Origin of the sequence: Paenibacillus elgii NBRC 100335 (assembly GCF_004000865.1) — a bacterium.
Lineage (GTDB): Bacteria > Bacillota > Bacilli > Paenibacillales > NBRC-103111 > Paenibacillus_G > Paenibacillus_G elgii.
Map to the genome: position 1 here is coordinate 30,986 of NZ_BIMB01000062.1, position 12,210 is coordinate 43,195.

The window sequence follows — 12,210 nt, forward strand, 5'->3', positions numbered from 1 at the left end:
TGCTTCTTCTCAAAGCTCAAAGCCGAATTGCCTTACTTGACCAACAGCCGCGTATTGGCAATGTAAATCGTATCGCCCGAATGCACTTGCTCGGGCTCATCGCCGTTCAGCAGCCGCTTGCCGCTTTCGCCACGTTTCTTGATGCCGACGCCGTTGCTGGAGTCGAGGTCTTCGATGTACCAGTTGCCGGAAGCGTAGTTCAGCACCGCGTGCTGCTTGCTGACCAGGGCGGCATACTCGGTGCCCGACAAATCGATCTGCACCTCCAGATCGGAAGAGCTTCTCCCGATCAGAAGCGACGTCTCCCCGTGGATGTACCATTCTTTGATCCGATCGCCGTCATCGCCAAGCAGCGCCAGCTTCGTAATCGCCGCTTCCTTCTTGGCTTCGGGCGCCGACGCGGCCGTCCGCCCGTACTTTCGCCAAGCCATTCCCGTCAAGCCGATGATGAAAAAGACGGCGACGAACAGCTTCAGGGCGACGTTGGTGTTCCATATATACGTATAAACCAGGGTAAAAGCCGCGACCAGCGCGATCAGCACGTTGACTACAGTTACCCATACGGATTTTTTTTCGCTCAACATTGGTTCCCCCGTTGGAACAGGATGTGCTTATTTTTTTCGAATGCCAAAATATTTCTCGAACATGGCCGTCGTATCGACCGGATTTTTCGTCTCGCTCTTGTTCTTGATCCCGGCTTCCCCGCTTTTGGGATGATAGCCGAAAAAACGCTCGAATTGCTTTTCCATATCTTTCAGGTCAAACTGGGGCTGGCCGCTCTCGGCGCGCCGCTCCTTCGTCTTGGTGCCGGCGCCGGATGACGAACCGGCTTTTCCTTCCTTCTTGTGGTCCAGACGTTCGTCGTAGGCTTGCCTCGCCGACGCGTCGGACAAGGTCTGATACGCTTCGGTCACTTGCTTGAATTTCAGCTCCGCCTGCTTGCTGCCGCCGTTGGCGTCGGGATGATGAAGCTTGGCGAGCCGCTTGTAGGCTTTCTTGATTTCTTCGGGGGAGGCGCTGCGTTCGACCTCCAGAATCTCATAGTAATTGTTCATCGGATTCATCCTTACCGCCGGAAATGGAGAAAGTTAAGGGGCGGAACGGCCCCTTAACTCCTGTTGCTTGCAATAACCGGTCAAGCCGATTAGTTCGCGTATCCGCCTTCGATTGTGGCGAATTCCGTTTTGTCTTTCTTTTGCTTGATGAAGAGCGTGAACGTACCTACGCCTTCCGTGTCGCCGAAACGCTCTTGATAGTCAACTACGAACGCGTTCGGGAAGTAGATTTTGCGCACCACTTGGCTGGCAGCAATCACTTCCAGCGTCACTTTGCGGTAGCAGTCCGACTTCTCAGCCGGTACGAGCGACCACAGAGCAAGCTTCATCGTGTCGTCGGCGCTGTCGCCGTCCGTTGCGGTGATGATTTTGCCGGAGATTTTCAGGAACGCGCCTACGTCGGTCGATCTCGCGTTGGAGTCGTTCGGCGTATCCGTGTCGTAAATCACCGATTGAATGTTGTCCATGCCCAATTCGATTGTTTCTGCGCCTTCTACTTTCAGTCTGAAGCCCATAGATAAATCCTCCCTTAAGGTAAGTATGGTCCCCGACAGCGTCTGGCGCTGACGGGATTTATGTTGAAAGGGGAGCTTGCGAAAGCTCTCCTTTAACAACCGCATAAGTTTGTTCAGCATCGTTACCCTTTAACCGGGGTGGTCCCTTTCGTGATCATCACCTCGAGGTTCTTCACGTTGCCGTTGAAGACCAGGTCGATATGACACATGTTGCTCTTATCATCGATAATGTAGCTCATGTCGTCCCCGTCCTGGATGATCGAGTTGACGTATCCCCGCGTGCCGAGCCATTTGCTCTTTTGGCTGCTCGGGTTGTTGCTGAAAAATTTAACGATGTTGTCATGTTTGAAGTCGCCGGTTTGGAAACGCAGGATGCGTTCGATATACGTGCTGACCAGCGTCTTGTAGATCGAATCGAAGCCGTCGTCGGTCGACGCAAGGCTTCTCGCTTTGTAGACCGTGATGCGCTTGATGTCTTTGCCCTGCAGCTGTGCGTTCTCGGAAGAGAACACGAAGCCGAAGTTTTTCCGGTTGATCGAATCCTTGATGTTGTTCGTGAAGCCGGAAATTTCCTTTGCCATCGTCGTGATGGCGCGCAGACCGTTCTCCCCGGCCTCAATATCGAAGCGCACGCCCGGGAATTCCCGGCTGACCGTCTTGAACGATTCGCGCAAATATTCCGGGCACTGGTAGGCCGCCACGATCCCCGCCGCCACATAGGCTGCGCCGACGTAGACGCCTTCGATCCAGAGCTTCAGAATGTCTTCCTTCTCCTGCGACAGCTTGACGCCGCCGTCTTCGGTTTGCAGCATTTTGCTGTCGATGACGACACCGGACTTGTCCTTCGGAATAATCGTGAAGTTCGGAACCGACGGTACCGCGAATTCGCTGAATTCTTTGCGGACCAGCAAGCCGCATTTATCGATATACTTGTCGATGCCGGCGGTGGCCATACTGTTGAACGTCGTTTCTTCGCCGGTCTCGAAGCTGAAGAACACCTGTACCTTGAAGTCCTTGATCACCTGCAGCAGCATCGTGAGCGATTCCATCGTGTTGCCGTCCTGCTTGGCGACCTTTTCGTTGCCTCGGAACCGCTCCCGGCTCACCTTCGAAGCGCCGGACGAATCGAGCTGTACCGAAGGAACGATGCCGAACCAGATCGTGTCGGTGAAATCGTTCTTCGAGTTGACCGTGTTCAGGTACGTTTCCAGCCTCGGAATGTTGCTGCTTTTCACGATCATGTCCAGCTTGGTGTTCGTGATCAGCATCGAAGGCTGCATGCCTTTGTTTTTGGTGGAGTATTGGTCGAAGAACATTTTGATGCCCAACAATTTTTCCACCAAAGGCTTGACGGTTTTCACGAACTCGTCCTTGGCGTTTTTGTAAAACTCCAGGTACGTATTGTAGTTCTGCACTTCCTTCTCGGTATCGATCTCGCTTTGTACCGCAGGCAGCGGGCAGAACGTCCGCACGACCAGATCTTTGACGTAGGCGGAAGGTGTATCCGACACGGACTCGTAATCGTCCTCGAATACGTTGATCAAGCCGTTCGCGCTGCTGTCGTCCGCGATCATGAGCTGCATCGTGTCCGCTTTCGGCGATTCGATAATTTTCAGCTCGCCGGAATCGCCGATCATCAGCATCCCGATCTGGATCGCTTCTGATTCGTTCTCTTCCTGCGCCCCTCCAAGAAGAAGGCGGGTTTTGATGTCTTCGATCGCCAGCGGAAGCATGGCCATGACGTTGTTATAGTTTTTGCTGGCGTCCTCGAACATGATGTTCAGCTTGTCCCCGAGGTCCAGCTTTTTCGGATCGCCGTCGTCCAGCTTGTCGTATTGCCCGTACAAATAATGGATTTCCTTGCGCACTTGGCGGATGTCGTCCATGACTTTTTTCGGGGAGATCATGTCGAGCAGATTCTCAAACTTGAAGTCCACGTTAGGGATGCCTTGGCTGCGCTTCGTGTCGATCAGCGTGAACAGCATTTTCAGAAAATCGTTGCTTTGGTCGATCTTGATCTCCGAAATGCTGTCCTCGGCAATCCCTTCCGGCTTCTTGAGGGTATACATAACCTTCTGGTTGGCCGCATTGAAAAACGAGTAAACGGTCGGCGAAAATTTGTCCAAAAACTCGTCGAAGCTGCGAACGAGCAGATGCTGGTTAATCTCCTTGATCTTGTCGTCGCTCAAGCTGTCGATGCCTCTGACGTCCCCGACGATCGTGACGAGATCAAGCTTTTCCGGGTTGATCTCTTCGAAGAGCATGGTGCGGTTCGTTTGATTGATGATGTCCATTGAGCTGTCGGCTATAAAAACTTGCCGGAACCGGCGCATGATTCTTATAGCCTACTCCTTTCCGAGCATTTTTGGATGATGGCCGAAAACACAGGTCTAATCATAGAGTCTGATGTTTTATTTTGTCAACTATGGATATTTATAGTCTTTTTATCCTAGTAATTTAAGTACTATTTTCCCATTTTTGAGCAAACACATTTATTTTTTGGCCCTTCTGTTATATGCTGAATTAACCATATAAACCCACCCTTTCATTCCCTTTTTCATCATCTCCCCTTCAAAAATGTGTCGAACTTAACAAAACTGTATTTTTTTACTATTTCCCGCTGTACTAATTTTTCGGCATAGTCCTGCCGATTGTTTAGAGCAGTTTTGGTGTACTTTCACACATTTTACAAATGAAGGGTGATTTTTTTGATGGTTGGGGAAATGCATACAAGAAGGCGCGTCCCGGTCGGGCTGCGAATTTTGGCGATTGCTGTCATGCTGGCGCTGCTGTTCGTTCCTCTCGGATCGGCGTTGGCCGAAGGCGATTCGAATCCGGGATTCGACGCGGTGTTCGTGATGGACGTCAGCTATTCGATGAACGCGACGGACCGGGACCGGATCGCGGCAGAAGTCATCAAAATGTTTATGGACATGAGCGAGGCGGCCCGCACCCAGGTCGGGTTTGTCGCCTACAACCATAAAATCGTCGAAGCGCAGCCGCTCGCTCCGCTGACCCAGGAGGAGCAAAAAAGTCTGCTCAAAAAGAAAATCGCGGAGCTGCGTTTTTCCGGTTATACGGATCTTGGCCTCGGGCTGAGCAAAGGGTCGGAGCTTGTCGGGAGCGGCAAAGGCGGCGGACGTCCGTTTATGATTCTGCTGTCGGATGGCGGCACGGACTTTGGACCTATTTTTACGGGAAGATCGGTTGAGGATTCGAACAAAGATGTGGAGCGCGTGATCGCGGAAGCGCAGGCGAAGGGGTACCCGATCTACACCGTTGGGCTTAATCATGACGGCTCGGTCAACGCGCCGCAGCTCGAAGCGATCGCCGCCAAGACGGGTGGCACGTCGTTCATTACGGAGAGCGCAGGCGATCTGCCGGAAATTTTCAACAACATTTTCGCCAAACAGATCCGCTCCGTGCTCGTTCCCGTCGCGGCCGTCACGGCCACCGGGGAGCTGCAGGAAGTGACGGTCAACATTCCGAACGGCAGCATGAACGAAGCCAATATCGTACTGCTGTCGGAGCATCCGATCGCCGAAACGCATCTATATTACAATTCGAAAAACATCCGGTTCGTGAAATCGGACAAATATTCGCTGCTCAAAATTCCCCAGCCGCAAAAAGGCGCCTTTCTGCTGAAATTCAAAGCAAGGCCCGGGGATTTCGTGAAAATCAGCCTGCTCGGCAATTACGGCCTCAAGGCAGGGATGGAGCTTGCCCAGCCGGTTAAGGGTGTGCCGTCGACCGTCTCCGCCTTCCTGCTGCACCAAGCGGACGGAGCCAAGCTGGCCGACGCCGATGTGTACCAATCGATGAAGGCCGAGCTGATCGTGAAAGATCTGAAAACGAATAAAGAAGAGCGGACGCCGATGAAGCTGAACGGAAACGGCTTCGAAACGCAGACGGTCTTCCCTCACTCCGGCAAGTATCAAGCCCGCATATTTATGAGCAGCCCGGATTTTTACCGGGAGACGGCGGTCAGCGAGCTGGATATCGCGAACACGGCGCCCGAAGCGATCGGCAGTGGGGCTATCGAGCTGACGAAGGAAGACGGAGACGCCAAAATAGATCTTAAGAACTATTTTCGCGATGTGAATCAGGACAAGCTGAGCTATACGATCGCTTCCAACAGCAACGCCAAGCTGGCCGACTTCGTGGTGGATGGCGATACGTTGACCGTCTCTTCCATGCATGCCGGTAAAGCGGTCCTGACGATGACGGTAACGGACGATGAAGGAGCTTCCGTCACCTCGGACCTCGTCATCAACGTGTACTCCGTCGTGCAGCGTTATTTGATCATCGCGGGCATCGTGCTCGCCGTGCTGCTGGCCGCTTGGGCCGTCTATTGGCTGCTTCGTCCGAAGCCGCGCTTTGCCGGAAGGCTGGAAGGGTACTTCCTCAATACGGCGAGCGGCAGCGACATTCCGGTGAAGTACTGGCCTCTCGCTTCATTCGAGAAGCGGCAGATCACCCTGCGTGAGCTGTTCGCCAGCCTCGACGTCAACGAGCCGCTCCCGGAGGCGCAACACATCATCATCGAAGCCGGGAAAAACGGCACGATCCTGCTGCGGCACACCACGCGCTGCACGATTGAAAAAGGCAGAACGCCGATCCCCCGCAACAAAAAAGAATCGATCAGCTACAACGACAAAATTTACATCACGTTCGAGGACCATTTGACGGAAATCGAGCTGCGGTATAAAGAAGTAAAACCCAACGCCCTGTAACAGGGGTTGGGTTTTTGCCGTTCCATGGCGGGGGAGGATGCTCGATGGATTCGGGGAGAACGCGTCGGCCGCTTTTTTCTCTTCGGGGCATTCGGGTGGAAACTGTCGGGCAATCCTCGTTCCTTGACATTGGGTGGAAGCTATTTGCCTTTCCTCCTGCCCCTCAACATTTGGGTGGAAGCCCCGTTACTTTTCCGGATCATTCGGCCAGAACTGCCACCCTGTCCCGGGAACAAATTGAGCGCCGTTTGGATCGCTTCCGAAGCCACGGTTACACGACTGCACGGCTTACACTCCTTAAAGGAACTACGGTGAGCTATCCAAGATTTTTGGCGCTTCCCTCGCAAAATAGCGGAACTCGGGACACCCTAACCGTGTCGAAAAATATTCCGCAACGCTTGTTGAGCATCGATAAAGCACCATAGTTCCTCTAAGCGGAGGCACAGCGAGCAAATCACCTGAATAGCGCCCTCGCGGTTCCGCTATTTTTCGGAAACGGCCGAAGGCGGCTCCAGACATTTCCGCCGCATCCCGGCTTTCGGGCGCATATCTTCCAGCCGCAAAGCGGCCTTAAGCAGTTTCAGCGACGGACATCTTCTGCGCGGTTGAACGGCAAGCCCCCATCGGATCATGCCCGACAGCAGCAGGTTGACCTCCGGGTTTGCAGTTCTCGCGCTTTCCATGCGGTCTTCGATCAGCCGCTCGGAAACGTCTGCCGGCACGCGCCCGGTGAAGCTGTAATATAAAATGGCGGCGGCGCTGAACAGATCGGCCTTTTTCCCTTGCCGGGCCTTCTCCGAATACAGCTCCAGCGGGGAGAAGCCCGACGTTGTAAAAATCGGACGGACATCCGGCTCGGCGAGCAATACGGCCGAACCGAAATCCAGCAGCACCGGCCGGCCTTCCTCCGAAACCATCACATTCCCCGGCTTCAAATCCCGGTGAATGATGCCTTGCCGATGAATGAAGTCCACCGTATCCAGAAGCGGCAACAGGACGTTTCGGATCAAGTGCGCCGCCGAAGGTTTTTCCTCCCGGATATAGTTGACGAGCGGTTTGCCGGCGCAATAGCGGGTCACCAGATAGCTCGTCCCGTTTTCTTCGAAATGGTCGATGTATTCGACGATATGCCTGTGCCGGAGCCGGCTTAGAATCGCAGCTTCCCTCCGGAAAGCATCGTTCAGCCCGTCGAACTTCCGGCGAATCGAGGGACGGCGGCATAGGACCGTCTTTCCGTCCATATCTCTTAAAGCCAGGCTCTTGGGATAAAATTCCTTGATCGCAAGCCTTTCTTCTCCCTCGGCCGGGCTTCCGATATAAACGATGGACAGCTCGCTTGAAGCCAGCCGTTCTTCGATCCGGTAGGCGCCGCCTTTTAGCAGCGTATGCCGCTGAAGGCACACATCATCGAGGTCTAGGGTCATCCCAAATTGCTCCTTCGTTTCGAACATTCGCCTTGATTCGATTGAGGCGCGGGCTCGCAAGCCCCTTCCCCATCTTATCACAACTATCGAAATTGGGAACCACTGGATTTTTCTACGTCTGCGATTGAACGGACGCGAGAGCTCGCAGGCGGCGGCACTAGCCGCTTACTTCGCAAAACTCCGAAATAATGTCTTGATTGTCCCGGCAAGGTGATGACTGCCGCCCCTCGCCTCCACTTTCTCCACCATCAAAGCAACGAGCAGCTTCGGTTTGTCGGTATCGTAAGCGACGAACCAGCCGTTCTCCTGCCCGGACTCTCCCTTCTTTTGCTTCAGCTCGGCCGTACCGGTCTTGCCCGCCAGCGTCAGCCCGTCGATTCTCGCTGCGCGGCCGGTGCCTGCGGGATTCTGGATGACCTCCTTCATCTGCTCCGTCAGCATGCGGCTCACTTCGGGGCGAATCAGTCCGCTTTTCCACACTTCGCCGGTCGTCCGGCCGTCGTATTCGAGTACCGGCTTAATCATATTGCCGCCGTTCACGAACACCGTATACGCATCCGCCACATGCAGGGGCGACATGACGACCTCCCCTTGACCATAGCCGGAGTCGGCCAAAAGAACTTCCTTCTTGATGCCTGCGTTCGACAGCGACGAGACGTCCACCGCCAGCGGCAGCGGCAGCTTCTCGCCGAATCCGAACTTGCCGGCGGCCTTCTCGAAGCGCTCCGCTCCCAAGCCTAGCGCCACCTGAGCGAAATAGATGTTGTCCGAATACATCAGCGCCTTCGTCAAATTCACTGCGCTCGCCGCCTCGGACACCCTCGTAACGTAGTAGTTCCCCCACGACGAGTCCTTTTTCCACTGCTTCCCGGTAATGGACTTCTCTTCATTCGGGTCGAGCATCCCCTGCTCCAAAGCGATGGCCGCCGTGATCGGCTTGAACGCCGACCCGGGGGCGTAAGCGCTGACGTATCGGTTGAACAGCGGCTTGTCCGGGTTCTCCGTCCATTTCTTCCACTGCTCGGTCGAAATGCCCGAAATCCAGACGTTCGGATCGTAAGACGGGGTGCTGACCAACGCAAGCAGCTCGCCGGTCAGCGGCTGCATCGCCACGCCCGCCCCCGCATCATTCTCCATCTCCCGGTACATCGCCCGCTGCAGCCCGGAATCGATCGTCAGCTTCACGTCTTCGCCGTCTACTGCATCGCGCTTGGCGAGCGTCACCTTGTCCCGGCCCTCCGCATCCATAATGTAAATGCGCTGGCCGTCCCGGCCGCGCAGCCGATCTTCCAGCGTCAGCTCGAGCCCGGTTTTGCCGATCCAATCATCCGGCCGGTAGCCTTTATCCTTGTGTTTCTTCAGCTCCTGCTCGTTCAGCTTGCCGATGTAGCCCGTCAAATGAGCCGCCGCCGCGCCAAGCGGGTACGAACGTACCTGCTTCGTCCGGTAAGACGTTCCTTGTACCATAAACAGCTCAGTCTCCCGTGGATCGTCTTTGGGGACTAGCGCTATGGGAACAAACAGCTCCGGCTTCACCCACGAAGCGCCGAGCTTCGCCTGGATATCCTCCGGCTTCAGGTTCAGCAGTGCCGCGAGCTTGCTTACGGACTCGTCGGACGGCTGCTCCATTTTTTGGGGCACGAGGCCGACCTCCCATTGATCTTCGTTGATGGCCAGCCCATGGCCTTGGCGGTCAAGAATTTCTCCCCGCTTCGCCGGGAGCGTCTGCACGCGCACCTTGTCCGTATCTTTGAGCTTCGGAAACAGAAACGACGAAGACCAGTCCACTCCCCAGGCGCGCTCTTCCTTGCGAAGCGTCGCCGTCTGGTCGAACTCGATCGGTCCCGCCGACGTCTTCATTTCCACATGCAACTTGTACCGAATTTGGTCGGTCTTCGCATTCGGGTCTTTCTCCGTCGGCGCCGCCGTGATATTCAGCTCTGTTAGCCCGATTCCTTCATAAATGTTTTGGTGTCGGCTGACGAACGCGTCTTGCGTGACGTATTCTTTAACATGGTTCGTCAAGCTAGGATACATAGCTGCGTAATCTCTTTTCTGCCAAGCGGCGACGAATGAATCCATCACCTCTTCCGGCGGCTTCATCTCCGGCTTGCAGGCCGCAAGTGTCAGCAGCAGCGCGACAAACAGGACGCCCCATGCGGCGCCCCTCGCAACTATTCGATGGGTCAATCTAAGCACTTCCTCTCTCTATCCACTCGTTTCCATTGTAGCCAATCGCAGGCGGAAGGAGAACGGATAGTTTCCTGATATTTCCCTTACGAAACGCTGACCGGGACCGGCCGGAAATGTTGGATACCGCTTTTGGCGCAGTGGTATAATCGTCTTATTCCATGGATCTGCGGGGGAATGACCAATGAAAATCGTAATTGCGCCGGATTCGTTCAAAGGCTCGCTGTCCGCTCTGCAGCTGTGCGGAGCCGTGAGCTCCGGCATTCGGTGCGTCGTCCCGGACGCTAACATCGTCGAGCTTCCGGTCGCGGACGGCGGGGAAGGCACGGTAGACAGCCTTGTGCATGCCTGCGGCGGTATCCGGGTAGAGGTACAGGTCCGCGGTCCGCTCGGAGAGCCGGTCACGGCCGTTTACGGCATCCTGAAGGACGGTACCGCCGTCGTCGAAATGGCGCAGGCGTCCGGGCTGCCGCTCGTGCCCGAAGCGCGGCGCAACCCTCTTGCCGCCTCCTCGTACGGAACGGGCGAGCTGATTCGGGCCGCATTGGACCGCGGGTGCCGGCAGTTCCTCATCGGGCTCGGCGGCAGCGCGACGAATGACGGCGGCGCCGGCATGCTGGAGGCGCTCGGCGTCCGGTGGTACGGAGCGGACGGCGTCCCGCTGCCTTCCGGGGGCGGAGCGCTCGCCGGACTCGCCGGCTTCGATGCCTCCGGCATGGACCCGCGCCTCGCGGAATGCCGCTTCACGGCGGCGACGGACGTCCGCAACCCGCTCTGCGGGCCGGAAGGCGCTTCCGCCGTCTTCGGCCCGCAGAAGGGCGCGACGCCGGACATGACGCAAGCGCTGGATCGGGCGCTGCGGCAGTGGGCTGACGTCATTCGCCGGCAAACCGGCGTTGACGTGCTTACGCTGCCCGGCGGCGGCGCGGCCGGCGGCATGGGGGCCGGGCTGCATGCGTTCCTCGGCGCGCAGCTTCGCTCCGGCATCGACATCGTGCTGGAGAAGGCGAAGTTCGAAGCGCAGCTTCGGGATGCCGACTTGGTCATCACCGGCGAAGGCCGGCTGGACAGGCAGACGCTGTCCGGCAAAGCGATCGCGGGCATCTGCCGTAAGGCCCGGGACGCGGGAGTGCCGGTAGTCGCTTTGTGCGGCAGTCTGGAGCTGCCTGCGGAGCAGCTGGACGAGCTCGGACTGACGGCGGCTTTTTCCATCGTACGCAAGCCTTGCGACCTGCCGGAAGCGGTCGGGCGCGCCGCGGAGTGGGCGAGCGGGGCGGCAGCCCAAATGATGCGCCTCCTGCAGGGCGTCGGACGGCGATAGCTAACATTTGGTTTGGTATTTTCGTCTAAATCCGCGAAGTTTCGATTGAAATTTTGCGCCAACGTGATAGGATAGGTCATAAATGCAACTTCATTCATCCAGGGAGAGAAGTACAATGAGCATACCAAAAGCTTTAACCATTGCCGGCTCCGATACAAGCGGCGGCGCCGGAATTCAAGCCGATTTAAAAACATTCCAGGAACGCGACGTCTACGGAATGACGGTTCTCACGACGGTCGTCACGATGGACCCGAACAACCAATGGCACCATGGCGTTCATCCGGTCGCTTTGCCTACCGTCGAAGCCCAACTGCAAACCGTGCTTGACGGCATTGGCGTCGATGCGCTCAAGACGGGCATGCTCGGCTCCGTCGAGCTAATCGAGCTCGTCACGCGCACGCTCAAAGGCAAAGGGCTGCAGCGCATCGTCGTGGACCCTGTAATGGTCTGCAAAGGCAACGACGAGGCTCTCCATCCCGAGTCTACGGTAGCACTGCGGGAACTGCTCGTCCCGATCGCGGACGTCGTCACTCCGAATTTGTTCGAAGCGGCGCAGCTTGCGAACCGTCCGCCGATTCAAACGCTGGAGGACATGAAAGAAGCGGCGCAGATCATCCATGCGACAGGCGTCAAGTACGTCCTGATTAAAGGCGGCGCGAAGCTCAATCACCCACAAGCGGTCGACTTGCTATATGACGGAACGGAATTCGAGCTGTACGAATCCGACAAAATTTCCACCACCTATACGCATGGAGCCGGATGCACGTACTCCGCGGCGATTACAGCCGAGCTTGCCAAAGGCGCCGACGTCAAAGAAGCGGTCGGCACCGCAAAACGGTTCATCACCGCAGCCATCCAGCACGGTTTTCCGCTTAATGGCTTTGTCGGCCCGACCCGCCATTCGGCGCTGCGCCAGTTCGGGTAAGCCTGTCACCGCGATTTTCTCCATATCAAAGAGCCTGTCTCAAGTCT

At 56.3% G+C, this 12,210-nt stretch carries 9 protein-coding genes; 3 read left to right on the forward strand and 6 right to left on the reverse strand.

Annotation, left to right across the window (positions count from 1 at the left end; all coding sequences use genetic code 11):
* Positions 1-32 precede the first annotated feature (32 nt).
* The 4 genes from PEL01S_RS29910 to PEL01S_RS29925 form a co-directional block, all read right to left on the reverse strand.
* Positions 33-584 (reverse strand): FHA domain-containing protein, encoded by a 552-nt coding sequence (locus PEL01S_RS29910; protein WP_010497254.1) that lies wholly within the window; start codon positions 582-584, stop codon positions 33-35.
* A 27-nt stretch (positions 585-611) separates the two neighbouring features.
* Positions 612-1,055, reverse strand: coding sequence for a DnaJ domain-containing protein (locus PEL01S_RS29915; protein ID WP_063186545.1), 444 nt, complete (start codon positions 1,053-1,055; stop codon positions 612-614).
* 89 nt (positions 1,056-1,144) lie between these two features.
* Complete coding sequence (locus tag PEL01S_RS29920) at positions 1,145-1,570, reverse strand: hypothetical protein (protein ID WP_010497257.1); 426 nt, start codon at positions 1,568-1,570, stop codon at positions 1,145-1,147.
* A 122-nt stretch (positions 1,571-1,692) separates the two neighbouring features.
* Positions 1,693-3,864: a zinc-binding metallopeptidase family protein gene (locus PEL01S_RS29925; protein WP_127462837.1), complete on the reverse strand. Its 2,172-nt coding sequence runs from the start codon at positions 3,862-3,864 to the stop codon at positions 1,693-1,695.
* Positions 3,865-4,281: 417 nt separating this feature from the next.
* On the opposite strand from PEL01S_RS29925, the gene PEL01S_RS29930 reads away from it, so the two are divergent.
* A complete protein-coding gene (locus tag PEL01S_RS29930; RefSeq protein ID WP_127462832.1) occupies positions 4,282-6,303 on the forward strand; it encodes a VWA domain-containing protein in 2,022 nt (673 codons plus the stop codon).
* 482 nt (positions 6,304-6,785) lie between these two features.
* Here PEL01S_RS29930 and PEL01S_RS29935 read toward each other — a convergent pair whose 3' ends face one another.
* Both PEL01S_RS29935 and PEL01S_RS29940 read right to left on the reverse strand, forming a co-directional pair.
* Complete coding sequence (locus PEL01S_RS29935) at positions 6,786-7,727, reverse strand: serine/threonine protein kinase (RefSeq protein WP_163767514.1); 942 nt, start codon at positions 7,725-7,727, stop codon at positions 6,786-6,788.
* Positions 7,728-7,892: 165 nt separating this feature from the next.
* Positions 7,893-9,917 carry a penicillin-binding transpeptidase domain-containing protein gene (locus PEL01S_RS29940; protein ID WP_127462834.1) on the reverse strand — a complete coding sequence of 675 codons (2,025 nt, stop codon included), beginning with the start codon at positions 9,915-9,917 and terminating at the stop codon, positions 7,893-7,895.
* Between the two features lie 184 nt (positions 9,918-10,101).
* On the opposite strand from PEL01S_RS29940, the gene PEL01S_RS29945 reads away from it, so the two are divergent.
* Together PEL01S_RS29945 and pdxK are read left to right on the forward strand one after the other, a co-directional pair.
* The gene (locus PEL01S_RS29945; RefSeq protein ID WP_127462835.1) at positions 10,102-11,238 is read left to right on the forward strand and encodes a glycerate kinase; all 1,137 of its coding nucleotides are present in this window, start codon (positions 10,102-10,104) and stop codon (positions 11,236-11,238) included.
* Positions 11,239-11,353: 115 nt separating this feature from the next.
* A complete protein-coding gene (pdxK, locus tag PEL01S_RS29950; RefSeq protein ID WP_063186555.1) occupies positions 11,354-12,163 on the forward strand; it encodes a pyridoxine/pyridoxal/pyridoxamine kinase in 810 nt (269 codons plus the stop codon).
* Positions 12,164-12,210 lie beyond the last annotated feature (47 nt).